This is a genomic window from Colwellia sp. 1_MG-2023, from assembly GCF_030546755.1.
In the GTDB taxonomy this organism is placed as follows: domain Bacteria; phylum Pseudomonadota; class Gammaproteobacteria; order Enterobacterales; family Alteromonadaceae; genus Thalassotalea_H.
The window spans coordinates 80,423-99,936 of sequence record NZ_JAUOPE010000015.1 but is presented as its reverse complement, the minus strand read 5'-3'; the positions used below and the strand labels follow the sequence as shown (position 1 = coordinate 99,936).

Genomic DNA, 19,514 nt, shown 5'->3' with positions numbered 1-19,514 from the left:
TATCTCTCACTTAGCAATTACTAACTTAGTAATACGCCAAAGAACCCCATGATTTTTTAAACGATGAATAGGCTACTGAGCCTTCAAAGCCACCTGGAACAGCTTGATAATTTAACGCTTGAGTTGCACCAATTTCAGTGGTGAAAAATCCAAACACTAATAGTGACTTTAATGCTTTAAATGCGTGTTTATCTTGCGAGGTAAATCCAAGTTTTTCTGCTTCTAAAGCAACCAATAAATCCTGTTGGTTTATGTTATTTAACTCAATAAACGCTTTGTTAAAGTTCGCGTTGCTCTGAACGTTAATTTTTTCAACAAGTGCAACAGCTTGTTGTTGGTTTTCTTGGTCATAGCACACAGATAATTGATGATCTAAAAAGCCATGAACGTCCAACTCAGCCGCACTTGGCGTATCTGTTCTAGGTAACACCACCGCACAAATATCATGTAATATTTGCATTTGTTTTAATGTAAAAAGTTTACCTGCTTGCAAAGCACTATGGCTGTTAGGCTGATAACTAAAGGCTACTGCTAAGGCATCACCGCTGATAAATGGTGTAACTGCAGCCGCGCCCATTAACGCCGTTAAGCCACGTAAAAATTGTCGTTTACTTTGTTCAACTTGCGGTTTCATTTCAGTACTTTTGACGTCAGAGTTTTGAACGTCTGCTTTATTCATTGAAAATGGCAAAGTTGAATAATTACGATTATTTTTCAATGTTCGCCTCCTCAGTGTCTGTTGATACTTGTGTAGCCGCAGCTTTTCGCATGACCAATACTAAACCAGTAAAGGCAAAAATCAGTACAAACGGAAAGATACTTAGGTTAGCGAGAGTTGCTTGACCTGCCGCTAATTCAGCAAGCGCAGGATCACTATTAAGCGTTAGTGCTTGTTGACGAGCTTCATCTATCCATTTGCCGATCACAGGGTTCCACATACTTACGGCAAACATCCCGATCCCACCCAATAAAGACATACCTAAAGCGCCTGAATCAGGAATGTTTTCTGCGACAAATCCCACCATTGTTGGCCAAAAATACGTAACCCCTAAGGCAAATAAAAGCGCTGATACATACACCATATTACCGGTAGCAACACTCATTGAATAAATACCAATGGTGGTGACAACCGCTGAATAAAGTAACACCCCCGAAGGGTTAAATTTGTGAACAATAGGGCCGGCAAAATAACGACCTACAGCCATAACGCCGGTGATCATCGCCATAATTAACATTGGCGAAGCACCAGATGAACCTAAAATACGTTCAATCCATTGTTGCGTTCCTAATTCACTCGTCGTTGTGAGCGTCATACAAACAGCCATGAAGAGGAATAAAGGCGAAAATAACGCTTTGATATTTTTACTCGTTGACGTTTCAATGTTGTCGGTTTTAGGAAAGCTTTGCGACAGAATTAAATAACCATAGATAACCGTAGGCACTAACATTACGGCAATTTGCGCTTGCCAGCCAAAGCTCATGTCTGTCATCATTTTTGAGATTAATGCGCCAACAACTATGCCGCCAGGAAACCAAACGTGAAATCTATTAAGCATAGTGGTTTTGTTTTTATGATACATATCAGCAATTAATGGGTTACAACCTGCTTCCACGGCGCCATTAGCAAAACCAATACAGAAACTTGATATTAATAACGACCAAAACCCGTCCGCGCTAATGGTTAAAATCAAACCAAGGATATGACCAACAAAAGCGATAGTGACCAATTTTTTAGCGCCAAAGAAGTTATACAATAAGCCGCCTAACATAGTGGCGATAGGAAACCCTAAAAACGCCATGGCATTAATCCAGCCTAACTGAGTATCTGATAAAGCAAAATCTTGGCTAAGTTGGCCTAAAATTCCTGCGCGAATAGCAAAAGTCATCGCTGTTACTGTGAGCGCTAAACAACTCGCAATAAAAAGCTTATTTTTATTTATTTGTTCTGACATTTTTCATTCCTATTTTAATTTCAACTGCATGAACAGTTAACATTTAAAGCCCTAAAATTTGACGATTTAACGCGGCATCTTCACCACTTGAGGCAAAATCATCGAAGGCATGCTCTGGGGTTCTGATTAGATGCTGCTCAATAAATGGCGCACCTTCTTTCGCTCCATCTTCGGGATGTTTTAAACAACATTCCCATTCCAATACAGCCCAACCTTGGTAACCATATTGGGTTAATTTGCTAAATATTTGTTTAAAGTCAATTTGACCATCGCCTAAAGAACGAAAACGGCCTGGACGGTTTTGCCAATCTTGGTAGCCCCCATAAACACCACTTCTCCCGTTTGGTCTAAATTCAGCATCTTTCACATGAAAGGCTTTAATATGCTGATGATAAATATCAATAAACGCCAAATAATCCAGTTGTTGTAAAATAAAATGACTTGGATCGTAAAGAATATTCACCCGCTGATGATTGCCGGTTGCTTGCAGAAAACGTTCAAAAGTTACCCCGTCATGTAAATCTTCACCAGGGTGTAATTCATAACAAATATCGACACCGGCTTCGTCAAACTTATTGAGAATAGGTAACCAACGCTTGGCTAATTCTTTAAAGCCGTCTTCGACCAAGCCGGCAGGTCGTTGCGGCCACGGATATACCGTTTGCCACAACAAAGAGCCAGAAAATGAGGCATGAGCCGCCAAACCAAAGTTAGCACTTACTTTGGCCGCCATCGAGACTTGGTCAATAGCCCAGTCGGTTCTAGCTTGTGGATTATTTTTTACTTCTTCAACCGCAAAACCATCAAATTGCTTATCATAAGCAGGATGAACCGCAACCAGCTGCCCTTGTAAATGCGTTGATAATTCACTAATGCTTAACCCTGCATCACTGACAATGCACTGTATTTCGTCACAATAGGTTTTACTTTCATAAGCGAGCTTTAAATCAAATAATCGTTTATCCCATGTAGGTATTTGTACCGCTTTGTACCCTAAACTAGCAACCCAAGCACAAATCGCTGCTAAATTATTAAAAGGTGCCTTATCTTGACAAAATTGTGCAAGAAAAATACCTGGCCCTTTAATTTGAGTAGTATGAGATTGAGTACGATAAGTTGAGCTTTCTTGCTTTGAAGTAAGCAAACTTGATGTATTGTTTTCCATTTTATTCGCTTCCTTATTTAGCTATTGGTGACAGTAACGGGTGCCACTTAGTTTCAGATTGACTAGCAGCGACGACACCTTCAATAAATGCCATACCGCGTATTGCTTCATCGATACCCGGAACATCAAACGTTTGGTTATCACAGGTTTGATTTGCTTGGAAAGCGCGAATTTGCTGAGCAAAATTAAGATAAAGATTCGCGAAAGCCTCTAAATAACCTTCGGGGTGTCCGGCTGGCGTTCTCATTGCACCTTGTGCAGCATCACACAATTTTCCAACACCTGCTCTTATTTGCTGGGTAGGCTCATCATTCGATTTAAGCAATAAAGTGTTAGGCGTTAAATGCGACCATTCAATACTTTTTTTATCGCCATAAATACGTAGGGTTAAATTATTTTCATCACCGATTGAAATTTGACTGGCAAGTAAAACCCCTTTCGCACCATTTGAAAATTTCAACATCACCGTGCCATCATCATCTAATGTTCTACCGGCAATTGTGGAGGAAATATCAGCGCAAATATTATCGATGGTTAATCCAGAAACATACTCAGCAAGGTTTGCCGCATGCACGCCAATATCCCCAATACAGCAGCTAATACCTGATTTTTCAGGATCTAACCGCCAACTTGCTTGTTTACTACTTTCATCTGATTTTGATGCCAACCAGCCTTGGCTATACTCAACAACTACTTTAACAATATTGCCTAAATCGCCTTGTTCAATGAGGTGCTTAGCTTGTTTTATGAGTGGATACCCCGTATAGGTGTGAGTTAATCCGTAAAGCATGGCATGTTTATCAATAACATTTTTTAACTCGTAAGCCTGCGCTAAGCTTAACGTGGCAGGTTTATCCGACATCACGTGAAAGCCATACTCCATGGCGAGTTTAGCAACCGGAAAATGTAAATGATTAGGCGTTACAATGGCGACAAAATCCATACGTTCATTTTCAGGTAACATGGCCTCTTGCTTAAACATTTCTTGATAACTTTCATAGCATCTTGATTTATCGAGATATAAGCCTAAACCGGAGGACAAACTCTTTTCTTTAGTTGAGCTAAACGCCCCGCAAACCAATGCTATTTCGCCATCAATTGCAGCAGCAATACGATGAACGGCGCCAATAAAGGCTCCTTCACCACCACCAACCATGCCCATACGAACTTTTTTCACTAGATAAATCCAATTCAATGATCAAATACTTGTTATTTACTATAGGAGCTTGTCGGAAAAATGTGTTATTAATAAATCGGTTTTAAATGCAACAAATTCGGCGTTTAAATTTTTATTGTTAATTTAATTTACAGGATAATAAATTGATGACTGAGCAAAATGTCTCACGGTTTATTGCCCAAATGGGCGGCGAGCAACTGATCTCAATGTTTGATCTTCTGCCTGGAGTATTATTTTGGATAAAAGATAAAAATCACAACTTTATTCATGCAAACCAAGCTTTTATCGACCACAAAAGTGTTAAAGGTTTACAAAAAATCGTCGGAAAAACAGATTTCGATTTTTCTCCTCCTCACTTAGCGAAACAATTTATTCGAGATGATAATAAGATTTTAGCCGGACAAAGCGTAACTGAACGACTAGAAATGAATATGACAGAAACAGGAGACGCGGCTTGGTATGCAACTTCCAAAAGACCTATAACAAACAAGCAAGGGGAAATAATCGGCTCTTACGGCATCACTCGGCATTTACAAAAACAAACCATCGCGCTGTCTGGCGTTGATGCAGTAAAAGTACCTGTTGATTACATTCGCAGCCACTATCATCAACATTTCACTATAGATGAATTAGCAGAAGTTGCCCATTTATCCGTTAGTGCATTAGAACGCCGCTTTAAAAAGTACTTAGCAAAAACCCCTAAGCAATTTATTAATGAAGTGCGTTTAGAAAATGCGCGACGCTTATTAGTTGAAAGCAATACACCTATTTCTCAAGTCGGTGAAGAAACGGGGTTTACTGATCACAGTTATTTCAGTAAACAATTTCGGTTATTTTTTGGCGTATTACCGTCTGATTTTAGACAAAGTAGTCGCAAATAACAGATAAATAGCAAACTCATCATATGCTCTGCTTTGCAGTAATTTTCGGTAAAAAGTCGTTGCGGCACTAATTAAAAATACTGCTCACTTCTTCGCTCGTTAACATGCGGCTTTCTCCAACTGCGAGTTCGGCATCTAATTCCAGTGCGCCTACTGACTTGCGATGTAGTCCTATAACAGGGTTTTGAAAACGACCAAACATACGTTTAATTTGATGATATTTACCTTCAAATAACTGAACTTCCAATAGGTGGGGATCAATCATCATTAAACTGGCGGGCATGGTGGTAATATCTTCATATTGAAAATACATGCCTTTGGCGAAAGCATCGATATAATCTCGCTCCTGCTCTTTGCTAATTGGATGCTCAACGGTAACTAAATATTTTTTAGCGACTTTATGCTCGGGTGACATTAATCGTTCTGACCAACGGCTATCATTGGTTAATAATACGAGTCCTGAGGTATTCAGATCTAAACGACCAACAATGTGTAATTCATTTTTGGCGGGATGAGAGAGTAAATCAATAACAGTTCGATGCTGCGCATCAACGGTGGCGCTCACGACACCAACCGGTTTATGTAACATTACATAATACGCTTGATGGTTTTGTAGCGTTTCACCGTCTAACTGAACATGTGAAAATTTATTAATAATAAAACCAATTTCGTTAACTGCTTGACCATCAACTGAGATTCGCCTTTGCGCAAGCATTAATCTTACATCACGGCGACTAATCTGCAGATGCTCACCAATAAAGCGATCTAAGCGAGTATGTGAAATTGACATAATTGGAAAATAGCACTGAAAAATTAGCGAAAGTTTACCAAGTTATTTCACTAACTGTAATATCGATTGTCGCTTTTCTGGTTGAATAATCACGCTTTGCGATCTTAATTCATCATTTTTAAAGCGATCAAAATGCGCTGTTTTAACGCCCATTTTGCTGCAGAATTTTTTAAATGTTTGAAAATCTTGAAAGGTATACGGGTTATCTTCTGCCGTCATCAAGCCATCAACATATATTGCATCACCGTTACAATTAATATTGGCAATGGCGCTATATTTATCGCCATAGTTTTTTGATCTCAGCGCTCTGACCGTTTTTATTTCAAAAAACCAATCGTCTATTTTTATATAACGTTGCATGTCGTTCATTCGTCTTACCTTGGAAAAAGAGCCGACTGAGGTTGGGAGATACAGCCGGCTTAAATAGGGGAATAAGCAAAACTTACTTGATGTTTTAAATCAAAAAATTACTTTACTTGCGCTATGTATTGGTTAAATTCTGCTTCACTAATACCGGCATCAGTATTGAGATCCATCTTGGCAAAAAGTTTGACCAACTTTTCACTTTTGCTTGATAGAATTTCAGCTTTACTTAATAAGCCATCTTTATCTAAGTCAAATTTTTCAACTAACATAGCAAATTTACTTGGTGTTTTTGACTCAGAGATCATAGCAACTTCACTCGTTTTAACAGCGGCTTCAACGTTAGTTTTCACATCTAATTTAGCATCACCTTCGTTAGCATTTGCCACATATGAACCGATTGCACATGTTAAAACTACTGCAGTTACTTTTTTTAAACTAATTGTATTCATTATTTTATCCTTAATTTTATTATCAACGTCAGCCTCTAACATGAGACATACACAACAGGCATTGCACACAGCGTACCAAGTGTTTAACTCATTGATTAAAAAGGAATTAACAATACAAAACACAACAACACTGTCGTTAATATGAGACAGTTAAAAATATTGATAAATTTTTTTCTTGAACACCTTGATAAAGAAGAAAATATTTATCTTAAAAATCAACAAGTAATATTTAAAAACATAAGATGATAACACTGTCACCAATTAGAGACAGTGTTGTTTTTATCGCTGAAATGCCGTAAAAGTGCAGCTATATAATTAATACCAATAAACTACTTATATTAAGGTTGTCGATTGAAAAAGCCGATAAAAAAATGGGAATTAGAGAACGCGTTAAGATTTTCAAGTGTTCGCCAATTTTCAATAAAATCACTCACTCTTATCGGTTTTAGTTTAGTTGTTTTGCCGCTAACATTTGCCTTGCTATATGGTGCAAATCAAGTGAATAAACTTTCACAACAAGGAAGTTCCGCGATTATCAACGTGGCTGAGTTAGTAAAAATAAATCGACAACTCAGTATTGAAATAAACAAGCTACAACGTTTTGCCAGTCAATACGTCGTTTTAGAAGATCAAAGCTTGTATGCTCAGTTTGTCCAGCAAAAAAATAAACTGACTGACATCATTACAACAGACATAGTGATTTACCAAGACGAACAGCTCAATCAATTGAGCCAACAACTATTAACAGAAATAAAGCAGTTACACTTATATCAACCAAACTCAGAAAACCTAAATAAGCATTCTTTAGACATGCTGCAAGAGGAGTTCAAAGCATTAGCGTCGGTTAGTCAAATGATTAATTTTCGTAGTAACGAGTTAATTAGCTCGCATGCTCAAAACATGAAAAACTCTGCTGATAGTTTAAGAACTACCATGTTAAATAGTTTGGTGAGCATTCCACTGACTATTGTTATTGCGGTGGTATTTATTCTCTTGATAATTCGTCCATTAAGACAATTATCGGCTAAAATTTATCGGCTTGAGCAAGGCCATTTCCAGCAAAAAATCACTTTTTCAGGTTCAAAAGAAATTAAAGAAATTGCCGACGCGTTAGAATTAATGCGGGCAAGACTACACGCTTTAGAATTACAAAAATCGAGTTTTATTCGCCATATTTCTCACGAATTGAAAACGCCGTTAGCGGCGATACGTGAAGGTACCGAATTACTATATGACAACAGTGTTGGAGCACTTAACGATGATCAACAAGAAATCACTAATATTCTTAAAATCAGTGTCTCTCGTTTACAAAACTTAATTGAAGATTTATTAGATTTTAATATCGTTTTAGACTCAACGAGTTTGCAAGATGCTGAAAAATCACAGTTAACACCAATTATTGAGCAAAGTATCAACGACAGAAAGTTAGATATTCAAAGTAAGCAACTATCTGTACAGTCTGATTTAAGTCCGCTGAATGTTCAAACCAATGTAAAACAGCTGTCTGTCATTTTAGATAATATTCTCTCGAACGCGATAAAATACTCACCTCAAGGCGGAGAGATTCATATTCACTCTTATTTAGAAAACCATGAAATCATACTGAAAATTACCGATCAAGGACCGGGAATAGACCCAAAAGCTCAACAACAAGTATTCGACGCTTTTTATCAAGGGACGCCCCCTAGCGATAGCAATATAAAAAGTAGTGGTCTGGGTTTAACCATTGTAAAAGAATTATTAATGCGATTAAGTGGTGATATCGAGTTAACCTCTTTAGCCGCCCCGAAGCATGGGTTAATAGTAACCTTACGCTTTCCTTATCATAATCAAGGAAAATAAAGATGATGACTCATTTTATAAAAATGATTAGCTTTTCACGCTTAAGAATAGTGCCGCTGACAATACTAGTTTTGGCTCATTTGACTGGCTGTCAACTTACCGAAAAAAGTACTAATGATTCGCAATATAGTCATTATTACTTATGGTTAAAAAGTTTATCTAATCAAGAACTACTCAAAGAAACAGACAAACAAAAACACAATATCACCGGCGGATTTTATGAAGCAGAAGTAAATTTAGCCTTACTTTACGCGTTACCAAACTCGCCTATTTACAATCCATATACAGCAAAAACCACGTTAAATAAACTGACGATTGCCCCTGAGCAAGCAGTACAAATGTCAGCGGCCGACTTTGGCTTTATCAGTATGATGAAAGATCAACTCAACCAACAAATATTAACCTTGAACAAGTTAATATTAACCGAGCAACTATCGCAAGAAAACCAAAGTTTATTACAAAGCAAAGTATCTGAACGAGCTTCATTAATGTCACAAATTCAAAAACTTAAACAACAAATCAATCAATTGAAAAAAATTGAAATTGATATCAACAATCAAGAGCCATCATCATGATTAACGCGGCACAATCCTCTTCGATAAATGAAACCATACTCATTGTTGATGACGACCCAAGCTTATTACGATTACTAGGTATTCGTCTTTCAGCCGCTGGCTATGATGTACTACCCGCTAAAAATGCTAAAGAAGCATTGGGGTTATTAAAAAGCTCTCAACCCCAATTAGTGATCAGTGATTTAAAAATGGACGGCATGGACGGCATGGCGCTATTTGAAAAAATTCGCCAACAGCAGCCTAACCTGCCAGTGATTATTATGACCGCACATGGCACGATACCCGATGCAATAAATGCCACCAAACAAGGCGTTTTTAGCTTTTTAACCAAGCCGTTTCAAAGCCAAGAGTTACTCGATACAGTTGAACAAGCTATTCGTTTACAACCACAAAATGAAATAGGTCAGCAACAAGCCGACGAAAACCTATGGCGAGAAAAAATCATTAGTCGCAGTGCGGTGATGTCAACCTTGTTACAACAAGCAAAACAAGTGGCAAAAAGTGATTTTAGTTTGTTAATACAAAGTGAGAGCGGCACAGGTAAAGAATTATTAGCCAAAGCCATTCACTTAGCGAGTCATCGACATAAAAAGCCTTTTATCGCGATTAACTGTGCGGCAATTCCCGAACAGTTGTTAGAGTCAGAGCTTTTTGGTCATCGTAAAGGTGCGTTTACCGGCGCTGAAAAAAATCATGTTGGTTTATTTGAAGCTGCAAATGGTGGCACCTTATTTCTCGATGAAATAGGTGATATGCCGATGAACTTTCAAGTTAAACTTTTACGCGCTTTACAAGAAAAAGAAGTACGTCCGCTAGGCAGTACAGTTGCCGTAAAAGTAGATGTTAGAATTATTGCCGCGACACATCAAAATTTACAAAAAGCGATCATTAACAAGTCATTTAGAGAAGATTTATATTATCGTTTGAATGTCGTTGAACTTGAATTACCTCCGCTTTCCGACCGAAGAGAAGATATTCCCTTATTAGCTCAGCACTTTCTGTCAAAATGCAAAGACAAAAGCGGTCATTTAATTAATGGCTTTTCTAAAGAAGCCATGGAGTTATTAATTAGTGCGCCATGGCCGGGAAATATTCGCCAATTAGAAAATGTGATTGAACAAAGTGTTGCGCTGTCTTCTGAGCCGCTAATTAGTGAAGCATTAATTCGAAACGCTTTACGTGATAAAACGTCGCAATTACCGTCTTTTCAAGAAGCCCGTGATCATTTTGAACGCGATTATCTTGCCAAACTCTTAGATATTACCGCCGGTAATGTTTCACAAGCGGCTCGGATTGCCCAAAGAAATAGAACAGAATTTTATAAATTATTAAATAAGCATCATTTACAGGCAGAATCGTTCAGAGAAGAGAAAAAAGAAGACGACGAGTGATTTCGTCCAGAGCTGTAATTTCAAGTGATATAAGTAAAAAAATAGAGTTAGAAATAGAAATAAAAAGAAGAAGTAAATAGGCTGTAGTAGCTCATATTTGATCTTACATTTTTGTCTATTAGGTTTAGATTTCATCTTATAGACAACTATGAGCGAATTTGAGACGGTCACCTTATTTATAAACCAAGATTTAAATTATTTAAAGCAGACCTTCATAAAGACGCCTCAGAGATAAGAGATAACACTACAGTAAAAACCTAATTGTAGAACTCTACATAAACTATCTATGAAGATGTACTTTCACAGCTTGATTATTAAACACCTTGAACTGACAGTTATTTATGCTAACTTGAAATTAACTACGTAAGCCGACATTGTTGAATCGTTTACATAATAAAAGTTAGATTCTGAGGTCGGTATAAGGAAGTATAACTATGACACCTGAAGAAATCGAAGCAAAAAGACAAGAAAATTTCGATATGATTGCTATCGGAAAAAAGGATCCTAATGGCAATACAGTTTATGGTGTTTATACAAAGGGAGATGAATTTGCTATCTACTCTACTGACTCCCTAAATACTATAAAAGGAATTAGGGTTCGTATAGATACCAAGGATCCTAATGATGATGAGCCTATTATGAATTTTCAGTCTATAAAAGGAGAATTTGATAAACTAAAGCATGTTTCAGATAGGTGCACTGATCCATCATATGCCGCCAGAGCTGCACATGCTATATCAGTTGCTATATATGGCGACCCTGAAGAGGCAAAAAGAATACTCCAAGAGATATACAAAAATATAGAAGACTCATATAAAGAGAGAGTAATAGGGAAGCTAATATATATGTCGGGTACATTTTTATTGGCCTTTATAGTTTGCAGTCTCAGTTTGTACCTCTATCTATGCCAGCCACCATTTATTGTACAAGATAGGACTATTTTTTATGAGCTTGTTTTAACTGCTGCAATGTCAACTCTTGGCGGAATAATATCTATCTCAAAGAATATCAACTCAATAAGTGTTGATAAAGGGCTTGGTAAGATACCATATTTTATATATGGAATTGAAAGAAGCATTTTCTCAATTGTTGGCGGAGTCTTTGTATATTTCCTTATTGGATCGAATCTTCTATTTGGATTTATAAGTGATCTTGATAATAGTATTTACGGAATTCTAGTTTTTGGCTTTCTTGCAGGGTTCAGCGAGACGCTTGTGCCCAATGCACTGAGTAATATTGAAGAGCGAGCGAACAATGAATCTAACAAGTAATGTCATAGAACGCAGCAAAGCTGTCCTGTGCTTTAGGTGTTACTGAGTGTCCACTCTCACGAACCAATAATATTAATGGTTTATTAGCCGAACGGCTCTGAATAGCAAACTTGGGACTTTCAGGTTTAATTGAATACTAATAATAGAATCTGACAGTTCTAGTTAAGTCTTTTTCTTTTAATATTAATTACGAGAAATCCATGTTTTTTATTAAAATACCTATTAGGTAACACATAACTAATGATAGTTACTGCGTGCTGTTAGCCTTTTTTAATTACTGTTCAAGTAGTGACATATTTATTCATACAATATGAACCCCACGATTAAGTGGGGTAATAGATACCGAGGAGATAACCTTAGTTCAAGTAACCTTTTGCCGAATTAATATAGTTTTTATAGTTGGATTTTGAATCTTCAAATAGTTTTAATAAATCAAAAGTTACAAATACCCCATGCTCATTATCACTATTAGTAGTAAATCCAAACGAGTAGCTGTTATTGACATGTAGCATTAAGCCATGCGAAACCGATTTAACAGATGCACGGTCAGCATACGCAGAAATCACAGACCAACCCAATGGTGTTGAACGGTTCCAATAATTTACACCGAACCATTCGATTGCTAGCGCTTCTTTCATGCGCTCACCTTTATCAGCATCATCACTGTAATGCATTATCACCGATGGGTGAATAAAAAAGTATTGTTTATTAGGAGGGCCAACATAAGTCTCCTTTTGCAAATCTTTTTTGTAATACCAAGTATTAATAAATAAATCTAAAGAGGTTTGTGAGCGAGAATTACTGAAATAATTAGTCCATGCCTTGTTTTTGAATTCATGAGCACTAATTTTTCGAGCAAGCGTGTTTTTCTGAATCGCGTCATAAGGTGCTAAAATAGCTTGGTTTATATCATTGAACAGCAATTTACAGTTTTTCTTTTTATAAGGTTTACAATCAATTGTTTTCAATGTAGCAATTGATGAACCATTAAGTTGTAAATCGGCTTCTGGTCCGTTGTTTACGTTAGTAGCACGGATGTTTAGAGGTTGCTTAAATGCTAGTAGTGCTTGATAAGATGAATTCACTACAAGGTCTTTATCAAATTTTAGTTTATCTAAAGCTTGTAGGTTTAGAGTCAGCTTTTCTTTCCAATCTATAATAAATAACTTCATAGGTTCATCATAGTCACTACCGTCGATCATAGATTCACAGAGCTTTTTTGCAAAACTGTTAACGCCAACATACATATTTTCAAATACGCTGTGCTTTTGTAATGTACCTTCAGCGCATTCAAACTCTTGAGCAACCATAGTATGAGGAATCACAAAAAGTAGCATTAAACATAAAAGTAATTTATTCATTAACCATCTCCTTCGGTAAACGTTCCTAGTGCTTTGATAGCTTTTATAAATCCTTTGAGGTCGCTAGAAAAATTACCAGTTGATTGATAATTTTTTATTGCCTGAACTAATGAAGCTAAGTGGACAAATTTAGTATCTGCTTCGTCACGTTCCTCTTGTGAAGGGTCGAAACTTTCGATAAGCGTATAGAAAAAAGGATAGGAGACATTTGGATCTTCAATGTACCCTTGAATCGAGTGTGTGTCTTTTCGACTAACGTCTTTATTCACGATTTTTCGGTACGAGCTACTGTACGTATTATTATCAATCCATGAATTATTGTTTGGCGGATCGAATCGTTTAAATATGTCAAAGCAAATTGGGTCAAGTTCGTGGTATATATTATAAAACTCACTGATGACCCCCTCGCTACCCGGCTTAATCTTTGAGTTTAATCCAGAAGTTAAACCTGAAACGGATGTAACTAAGTTACTAACATTTGCAAACGTCCAATAAGAATGTAAGCGATAATCTTGAGCACGTAATTGCGTATCATCGGGTTCACCGAACGTAAACAGTTCATTAAGAGCATCATGTGCCACTGAAGTTCCTAACGAATGACAAACGAGATGTATAGGTGTGCCTATTGGGTACCTTTTGAATATTGTTAATAGCTCGGTGTTAACATAACCTCGAACTTTTTCTCCAAAGAGCGACAAATACAACAAAACATCCAAAGCATGAGTATTGATAAACCTGTCTTGACCTAAACTCGCATCGATATTTATGAGCTGGCTGGCTAAGTTGGGGATGTCCACACCGCCTAAATGTTGTTTAATGTAGTTTTCTATGGTGCTAGCGCTATTTGATATTGCTTCGCGCATGGCTTCAAATTCGCTGTCATAGCTAATACTATGAATTGCCTCAAATTCAGCTTCAAAGTCTAATTGTTGATATGATGGGTATCGTTTTAACGCTTTTTTAGCTGCTTCAACGACTTCGGCTTTGAATGAATCTGATGTGTGGACACCGACCCCATGCATTAATATAAGTACAGGTTTAGACATTTCTTTCTCCAGTCATTAACGTCAATGTTAAATTAACTCTGTGCGACCTTACCGTCAGTTAAAGAGGATTAGAAATAGAAAGGAGCCATCCTAGTACAACATTTTAAATCCATTTTAATCAATGGCTAACTATAGATGTAGTCTGTTATTTATACAACCTGAGGGTTGAAATTTTTGTACGAGCACTTTATTCATAGTGATTAAGGTCGGCAATGAGTTGTATGAACAACTAATGTTGGCTGCGAAGATTGAAACGGCAGCTAACATATCAAAGTTGCCTATTTAATTAAGTAGTCAGTGCCCGAGTTAGGCACTTTACTGCCTGTCAGATTTGATCAAAACCTAAAAATCATATCTGACAGATTAAGTTAAGACTTATTAAAAAATAGGCGTATTTTACTTCTTCTCTTAAGTTGTTCATCACCTAATTTACGATGATTACTTTTTCATGATGTCTAACAGTATATGTACTGTCGCTTCAACACCAGATTTAACCGCAGGCTCTGGGCTAATTTTAAATAACGGGCTATGATGACTTGCCACTTGTGGGCCCCCTGCTTTAGCACGGTCGAAATCAGCTTTAGGTGTACCACCAACAGAAAAATAAACACTTGGGATATAAGGGGCTGTGGTAAAGAAACCAAAGTCTTCTGCTCCCATGCCTGAATTATTTGGCGGTGTTAAGGCATCAGCTCCCATTTTATTCACTAAAGTTTGCTTCACTCGTTGTGCTAAAGCTTTATCATTTTGAGTAGGAGGAAAAGCAAATTCACTAACAATCACTTCAGGCAGCTTATCGTCTGGCATACCCGCAGTTTTAGCCGTACCTATAGCAACACGTTCTATCGCTGTCAGTAGTTGATCACGTACTCGAGAATTAAGACTACGAACGGTTAATTGTAAATGAGCTTTATCAGAAATAATGTTGTGCTTAGTACCAGAATGAAACGCCCCCACGGTTATCACACCTGCATCTCTTGGTGCTAATTCACGACTAACAATCGTTTGTAGGTTGGTCACTATTTGGCTACCGATCATAATAGGATCTTTACCTTGATGTGGATACGCACCGTGTGAGCCTACTCCATGAACAATAATATCGACGGTATCAGCACCTGCATATGGTGAGCCTTCATCAACTGTCACTTTACCTGCTACATCGCCAGAGCTTACATGAAACGCAAACGCATAATCAGGTTTCGGGAAACGCTGCCATAAATTATCATCCATCATAGCGGATGCACCAGGGCCACGTTCTTCAGCAGGTTGTCCAATCAACATTAAGGTTCCTGACCATTGATCTTTAATTGAAGCCATATAGCGAGCAGTACCCACTAAACTTGTGATATGAACATCATGTCCACAGGCGTGCATAACCCCAACTTCTTCGCCATCCCAATCTTTCATCACCACTTTTGAAGCGTTTTTTAAACCTGATTGTTCAGTCACAGGTAATCCATCCATATCAGCACGCATCATCACAGTGGGACCACTACCGTTTTTCATGATAGCGACAATGCCTGTTCCGCCAACATTTTCAGTCACATCAAAACCTACCGCTCTTATTTCTTTTGCCAAGCGTTTTGCGGTTTTAAATTCCATTAACGATAATTCGGGATTACGATGAAAGTGATCCCATAACGGAGCCAAATGCTGTTGGTAGTCTTTTGCTATTTCAGCCTTTATATCGCTCGCCTGAGCTTGCACACACAAAAACGCTAGTGATGTAATGAGTAATCTTTTGGTTAACTTTTTCATATTATTTCCCTTGTAGATTTTTTTATATTACTTGTGAAAGAAGTGAGCGCCCGCTTACAGTTCAATAAAGACAAGTCAATCAATAACATCGCTAAACTATTCTTTAATAATGAAATTATCACGTTTAAATAATAAATCACCTTGTCTATAGTCTTTAAACGAATATTATATTGATTAATATCACTTTTCCTCAGCTTAAAATAGCATAGAATTAACTCGTAATATTTAAATTAATCAAACAGGAAGAATAATGTCAATATCACGTATTAGAAGTTCGCAACATAAAGTATATATTCCCGCTTCAGTGCGAGAAAACCAATATTTATTGGCAAAGTTTACCCTTACCGATAACTTAATTAAAAAAGTATCAGGTAAAATTGATGAGAAAGCAGAGCAACCTTATCAAGATTTTTACCAGAAACTTTCTGATATATTTTTCAAAATTTGCCACGACTTAAATATTGAAAGCTGTCACTTTGTCGGCAATGACAAATTCACTCGTGTGCGTTATTCACCTGAAAAATTAACTGCTCAAACGGATCAACAAATTGTTTTTCTGTATAACCCGCGTTATCACCATAGTCAAAATGCTTATTTTGATGGCAGTAAAAAAGCACGCAAAATCAACCTAGTATTTTTAACGAACAGTGATGATATTCGCGCTGACGCACCAGCACTTTACGAAAAAGTAAATAAAGCTATCAAACAATTTATCGAGCAAACAGGTTTAGCTAAAGGCAGTGTAAGATTATGTGATCACCAACACTTAACCTACGATTTATTCGCGAAAGAAAAAGGCATCTCAGGAACGCAAACCCATAAACTTAGACCGATAGCGGTTCGTTATAAAGCGTCAAACGTTGAAGTGGCACCAGAGTCTGACAGCTTAAGTTATGTTACGGTTGAATTACCCATTAGCAAACGTATTAAGCAACTGGTTGAAATAGATGAAACAGCTTCTGAGCCATACAATGCGTTATACAATTTTATTGCCGATGCCTTTATTCATGCCGCTAAACAACATAATTTAAACAATGGCGCCGTTATCGCTAATGGTCTAGTACCTTTTGTACGAACCAGTGAAGACGAAATTGTTGTCACTAACGGCGAGTTACAAAAATTAGGTTACAACCCTGAAAAAACAAATTGTGGTTATACCTGTAAATGGTCTGCCGATAAATTAGTAGATTCAGCTCAATTAATTTTTATCGCTTCAAATAAAAATATTACCAGCCATGGCCATGGTAAGTTTTTATCTCAAGTAGAAAGCGCCTTACGTTCAATGGCTGAAAAACTTGAATACGTAAATGATAAAGAAGAATTAAAAGTTAGATTTCACCAACACATTGCGAAAAACATCTAACATTTAATTTTAATTAGCAAAAAACCTGCTCATAAACGCCCTTAATAATTAGTTATCTTATTAAGGGCGTTTTACTTTCCAACGACTAGCTTTTCACTCGCAATGCATCAATGACGACTCATCAAACTGTATAGGTTTTATTTCTTAATGATTGTTTATGTTTCAACGTGGATAAACGCAATAAACTAGCTGCTATCAATCTAACCGCTCACAAAAGCCAATTAATAAGAGAGTATCATGGAGTTTATTGCACTTATTTTATTCATTTTTTCTACCTCAGGAACTCCCGGGCCCAATAATATTATGATTTTAACCTCAGGGGTTAATCATGGAATTCGCAATAGCCTACCGCATGTTTTTGGAGTGAACATTGGTTTTTTGGTGATGATAATTTGCGTGGGTTTAGGCATTATGTCGCTCTTCCAACAATGGCCTTTTCTTCATAAATTGATACAAATAATTGGTATATGCTACTTACTTTATCTCGCCTTTAAAATTGCCACTATGCCCGTTAATAATGAAATAAATTCTGATAAAAAGCCTTTTAGTTTTTTACAAGCAGCCGCTTTTCAATGGGTAAACCCTAAAGCTTGGGTAATGTGTGTCAGTGCGATAGTCGCTTTTTCATCCACGAATAATAACGTTGTCGAGCAGGTGCTTATCATCTCTGTTTTTTACTTTATCTTTGGACTTCCGTGCTCATTTGCATGGTTAATGGTCGGAAAATGGCTGCAAAACATTTTAACTCATGACGTTTACGTTAAACGGTTTAACCGTATTATGGCGCTTATTTTATTAACATCTTTATACCCGATGTTCAGTGAGATAATCACGACATTTTCCGCTTAAACCTTAATAAAATAGCGTATAAAAATTCAATAAAAGCGACACCAGCGAGTATAGTAATAAGGCTGAGAGAGTATCCCTTTTATTATTTTTTAGATGACATGCTTGTTTGGCTTTTTCTTAATACGTTTCAGCCACAAATAGGTGCCTGAAAAAACAAAAAACACAGGCAATATACTGATAAATAACCATAATACCTTTACAGGCCAGCCTATAAACTCGCCAATATGAAACTTATATCTAAAGTTCCACACTTGCGTGGTATAAGACGCTTCTCCGGCATTAAAAGTCGCTAATGCCTTGCCTGAATATGGGTTTGACCAGCTCCAACTATAGCCATGACTTTCATTAGGCATTTTCATTCGCAAAGCCAATGGTTGCTCATCTGTTTTAGGTAAATAGATGCGATAAACACTGCCGTTAGCTAAAGCAGATTTTGCTTTTATATAGGCTTTATCTAACTGATAGTTAATATTTAGTACATCCACTTTTTCATTAAACCCATGCTGCTCAACTTGACCCAACGTTACCCATTGTACAATCGCTTTAGTTTGGTCTGGCCATTGAAAAGTCATGCCAGTAAACGCAATTAACATTAATGGTACCGCCAGTAAAATCCCTAAAGTACCGTGTAATTGATGAAGCAATATTCTATTGTTCGCACGCCATTTAATCTTTAAACGTTTGAGTCGATGTTTCGGTTTTAGCCATAAATAAACACCAAAAGCCACCTCAATTACTAAGATCAAGCTCGCAATAGACATCCACACTTTCATCGGGGTTTTATCTTGTTCGTCGGTGTATAACAGCCAACGATGCCAAGACATAACAAAACCATAAAAAGTATCGTAAAAACGATGAGTTAGTAATATTTCCGCAGTATAAGGGTTAATATTTAAATAGCTTTTATTGGCTAAACGCACTTGCCAACTATGGTTAACTTGCTCTGCACGTTCAATAATATGCACTTTTTGTTGAGTTTGGTTTTCAATTCTCTCAACGAGTTCACTTAACGGTAAGTAAACTTGATTTGACAAGTTAGGCTCAGTTTCCACTAGCCAATATTGTGGATTTATCCACGCTTGAATATCTTTAGCATACAATAACAATCCGCCAGAGATACTTAAACTCACGAGAAATAACCCGCTTAACAATGCTAATACTAAATGAATTCGGCGAAACCAAATTTTCAAGACACTTTCCTTTTACCGGATTTAACCGAATTTCTTCTCAGCACAAATAACTCAAATCAATAAGCTAAAAAAGCAAAGCATGGATTAG

General features: G+C 37.1%; 18 protein-coding genes. 7 read left to right on the top strand and 11 right to left on the bottom strand.

Translation table 11 applies throughout. From position 1 onward, the window contains the following. Positions 1–25: 25 nt before the first annotated feature. Genes Q4493_RS15590 through Q4493_RS15575 form a run of 4 tightly spaced genes read right to left on the bottom strand, consistent with a single transcriptional unit; the run spans position 26 to position 4,279 of the window. A complete protein-coding gene (locus Q4493_RS15590) occupies positions 26–718 on the bottom strand; it encodes a gluconate 2-dehydrogenase subunit 3 family protein (protein ID WP_303454572.1) in 693 nt (230 codons plus the stop codon). Continuing rightward, positions 708–1,952: a sugar MFS transporter gene (locus Q4493_RS15585; protein WP_303454570.1), complete on the bottom strand. Its 1,245-nt coding sequence runs from the start codon at positions 1,950–1,952 to the stop codon at positions 708–710. Before Q4493_RS15585 ends, Q4493_RS15590 begins: the two co-directional genes overlap by 11 nt. Positions 1,953–1,995: 43 nt before the next feature. Beyond that, positions 1,996–3,117: a sugar phosphate isomerase/epimerase gene (locus tag Q4493_RS15580; protein WP_303454568.1), complete on the bottom strand. Its 1,122-nt coding sequence runs from the start codon at positions 3,115–3,117 to the stop codon at positions 1,996–1,998. 13 nt (positions 3,118–3,130) lie between these two features. Further along, positions 3,131–4,279, bottom strand: a complete 1,149-nt coding sequence (locus tag Q4493_RS15575) for a Gfo/Idh/MocA family protein (protein WP_303454608.1) — start codon at positions 4,277–4,279, stop codon at positions 3,131–3,133. Between the two features lie 161 nt (positions 4,280–4,440). On the opposite strand from Q4493_RS15575, the gene Q4493_RS15570 reads away from it, so the two are divergent. Then, positions 4,441–5,175, top strand: a complete 735-nt coding sequence (locus Q4493_RS15570; protein ID WP_303454565.1) for an AraC family transcriptional regulator — start codon at positions 4,441–4,443, stop codon at positions 5,173–5,175. Between the two features lie 67 nt (positions 5,176–5,242). Here Q4493_RS15570 and Q4493_RS15565 read toward each other — a convergent pair whose 3' ends face one another. The 3 genes from Q4493_RS15565 to Q4493_RS15555 form a co-directional block, all read right to left on the bottom strand. Beyond that, positions 5,243–5,965: a pseudouridine synthase gene (locus Q4493_RS15565; RefSeq protein ID WP_303454562.1), complete on the bottom strand. Its 723-nt coding sequence runs from the start codon at positions 5,963–5,965 to the stop codon at positions 5,243–5,245. Between the two features lie 42 nt (positions 5,966–6,007). Further along, on the bottom strand, positions 6,008–6,334 hold the full coding sequence (locus Q4493_RS15560) for a hypothetical protein (RefSeq protein WP_303454559.1): 327 nt from the start codon (positions 6,332–6,334) through the stop codon (positions 6,008–6,010). 98 nt (positions 6,335–6,432) lie between these two features. After that, positions 6,433–6,780 (bottom strand): hypothetical protein, encoded by a 348-nt coding sequence (locus Q4493_RS15555; RefSeq protein WP_303454557.1) that lies wholly within the window; start codon positions 6,778–6,780, stop codon positions 6,433–6,435. A 351-nt stretch (positions 6,781–7,131) separates the two neighbouring features. Between Q4493_RS15555 and Q4493_RS15550 the strand changes: the two genes are divergently transcribed. From Q4493_RS15550 to Q4493_RS15535, 4 genes are all read left to right on the top strand, one after another. Next, a complete protein-coding gene (locus Q4493_RS15550; RefSeq protein WP_303454556.1) occupies positions 7,132–8,622 on the top strand; it encodes an ATP-binding protein in 1,491 nt (496 codons plus the stop codon). 2 nt (positions 8,623–8,624) lie between these two features. Then, positions 8,625–9,197 carry a hypothetical protein gene (locus Q4493_RS15545; RefSeq protein WP_303454553.1) on the top strand — a complete coding sequence of 191 codons (573 nt, stop codon included), beginning with the start codon at positions 8,625–8,627 and terminating at the stop codon, positions 9,195–9,197. Beyond that, positions 9,194–10,588, top strand: coding sequence for a sigma 54-interacting transcriptional regulator (locus Q4493_RS15540; protein ID WP_303454551.1), 1,395 nt, complete (start codon positions 9,194–9,196; stop codon positions 10,586–10,588). The genes Q4493_RS15545 and Q4493_RS15540 overlap by 4 nt, the downstream gene beginning before the upstream one ends. Before the next feature lie 434 nt (positions 10,589–11,022). Next, positions 11,023–11,859 carry a hypothetical protein gene (locus Q4493_RS15535; protein ID WP_303454548.1) on the top strand — a complete coding sequence of 279 codons (837 nt, stop codon included), beginning with the start codon at positions 11,023–11,025 and terminating at the stop codon, positions 11,857–11,859. 356 nt (positions 11,860–12,215) lie between these two features. Here Q4493_RS15535 and Q4493_RS15530 read toward each other — a convergent pair whose 3' ends face one another. From Q4493_RS15530 to Q4493_RS15520, 3 genes are all read right to left on the bottom strand, one after another. Continuing rightward, positions 12,216–13,220 (bottom strand): hypothetical protein, encoded by a 1,005-nt coding sequence (locus tag Q4493_RS15530; RefSeq protein WP_303454546.1) that lies wholly within the window; start codon positions 13,218–13,220, stop codon positions 12,216–12,218. Further along, positions 13,220–14,266 carry a hypothetical protein gene (locus Q4493_RS15525; protein WP_303454542.1) on the bottom strand — a complete coding sequence of 349 codons (1,047 nt, stop codon included), beginning with the start codon at positions 14,264–14,266 and terminating at the stop codon, positions 13,220–13,222. The genes Q4493_RS15530 and Q4493_RS15525 overlap by 1 nt, the downstream gene beginning before the upstream one ends. A 438-nt stretch (positions 14,267–14,704) precedes the next feature. Then, positions 14,705–16,024, bottom strand: a complete 1,320-nt coding sequence (locus Q4493_RS15520) for an amidohydrolase (protein WP_303454540.1) — start codon at positions 16,022–16,024, stop codon at positions 14,705–14,707. A 250-nt stretch (positions 16,025–16,274) separates the two neighbouring features. Here Q4493_RS15520 and Q4493_RS15515 point away from each other — a divergent pair, with 250 nt between their 5' ends. Both Q4493_RS15515 and Q4493_RS15510 read left to right on the top strand, forming a co-directional pair. Continuing rightward, on the top strand, positions 16,275–17,387 hold the full coding sequence (locus tag Q4493_RS15515; protein WP_303454538.1) for a DUF3083 family protein: 1,113 nt from the start codon (positions 16,275–16,277) through the stop codon (positions 17,385–17,387). A 237-nt stretch (positions 17,388–17,624) separates the two neighbouring features. After that, entirely contained in the window at positions 17,625–18,236 is a 612-nt protein-coding gene (locus Q4493_RS15510) for a LysE family translocator (protein WP_303454536.1), read from the top strand. An 89-nt stretch (positions 18,237–18,325) separates the two neighbouring features. On the opposite strand, the gene Q4493_RS15505 is transcribed toward Q4493_RS15510, so the two are convergent. Beyond that, positions 18,326–19,426 (bottom strand): PepSY domain-containing protein, encoded by a 1,101-nt coding sequence (locus Q4493_RS15505; protein WP_303454534.1) that lies wholly within the window; start codon positions 19,424–19,426, stop codon positions 18,326–18,328. Between the last annotated feature and the right edge of the window lie 88 nt (positions 19,427–19,514).